Annotated in this window: 1 protein-coding gene; it reads right to left on the reverse strand. The window is 52.7% G+C overall.

Translation table 11 applies throughout. The features are described from left to right. A partial coding sequence (locus DW173_RS23600; RefSeq protein ID WP_147402067.1) for a glycoside hydrolase family 3 protein occupies positions 1-1,829 on the reverse strand: 1,829 nt, incomplete at both ends.

A 1,829-nucleotide genomic window follows, 5' to 3' on the forward strand; every position in this document is an offset into this window, starting at 1 on the left:
AGAATCGTCTGACGCTGTACGTCGAACAACAAGAACAATGCATCGGCATAAGGCTCTATTTCGCTTAACACAGGAGGATTCAGTACATTGATGGCTACAATCACCGGCTTTTCTCCCATGCTCTTCTTTGTTTGGATGACCAGGTCCATGTCGCCCTTGTTGACTGTCTTCACGCTTTTGCCTCGATAGCTGCGGTTGGTGAAGTCCTCGTACGGGTCGCCACCGGACAGACTCTGTGCACGGGCATGAGTGGCGGTATAGTCGCTGTATTGCAGGCTGATAGGACGATAACCCGTATCTTTTCCTGTGCGTGCAGCTTCTTCGTCGAAACCGTAACCACTGTTGGGGGATTCGATGAATACGATAGCTGCGTCAGCTTCTTGCGGAGTGGAAACCAGCTCGAAGTATCTTTCCACCAGTTCCTTGCTCAGCGGAGTGATGTGCTGTTCCTCAATACGTCCACCCCAGAAGTCAATGTAGGAGGGGACATAACGCTCAGGGATATACACTTTCTTCTTTCCTTCCAACGGCAGTACGCCTGCATGGTTCTTTAGCATGACAACGCTTTTCAACTGGGCGTCGTAGCCTTCCTGCATGAATTCGGGACAGCCTACCACTTCGCTTGTGTGTGCCGGATCGAGATAAGGGTTCTCGAACAAACCGGTACGGAAGATATTGGTCAATAAACGGCGGGCGGAAGTCCGCATACGTTGCTGCATCCATTCTTCCCCCTGTTTTTCCACTCCTATATGGTAAGCATCGAGCACAGGTCCCCGGTCGTTATTTCCACCGAATTGGTCGACTCCTGCCATCAGAACTTTGTAATGGCGTTCTGCCACGCTTTTGGTTTCCATGCCCCATGGTTTTCCTTTGCAGGCGTATACTCCTACTTCGTCATGCGTGATTCCCCAGTCGGAGCAAATCACTCCGTCATAGTTTTGTTGTTCGCGCAGCATATCCTGAATAAACTTCCGGCTGAATCCACTACCTACACCGTCCGGTTCGAATCCTACGCAAGCGGAGTAGTCGGGCATCAAGGCAGCCGATACCTTGGTTTTGCCTTCCAACTTGAAAGCACCCTCCGTGAAAGGCAACGTATGCAGTTCGAAATTGCCGTTGGGGAAAACGGCGTATTTTCCATATCCCTGATGCCCGTCGCGTCCGCCTTCGTTGCATGCTCCGGTGCCCGGCCAGTGTTTCACCATCGTGTTTACACTGTTCCAACCCCATCCGTCACATATTTCCGCATCGCCTTCCGATGTCTGGAAACCGTCGCAATAGGCACGTGCCATATCGGTAGCAAGTTTGGTACCTTCTCCCATTGTATAGCAGAAGCGCATCCATCGCGGGTCGGTTCCTACGTCCACCATCGGGAAGAGGGAAGTGGCGAACCCCAGTGCCCTGTATTCGATGGAGCCTATTTCCGCAAAACGTTTCATGATTTCAGGTGAGAAAGTGGCGCACATGCCCAAACTGCCCGGCCACATGGAAATTTTGCCACCTCCGCCGGCGTTGAATTCCGCATCTGCCCGCGATGAGTGGCGGGGGTCGGAAGAGTTGTTGCACGGAATGCCGAATCCCAGACCTTCCACATAACCTTGTGCCGCATTGTTCCAACGGGCAGCCGTTTCCGGGCTTTCCACAGAGGTGATAAGCACGTGGCGTACTCCGTCTTTCTCGAGAAACGTCTTTTGTTCATCGGTCAGTTCCCAGGCAGGCATACCACTTTCGGTGTGCGTTTTGCCGTTGTAGACGTTTCTGTTCACGGGGATGGTCTGATGGCTGCTGTACAGCATAAGCCCTGCGATGTCTTCCATGCTGAGTTGGGC

The sequence above is a fragment of the Bacteroides sp. AM16-13 genome (genome assembly GCF_003602705.1).
In the GTDB taxonomy this organism is placed as follows: domain Bacteria; phylum Bacteroidota; class Bacteroidia; order Bacteroidales; family Bacteroidaceae; genus Bacteroides; species Bacteroides xylanisolvens.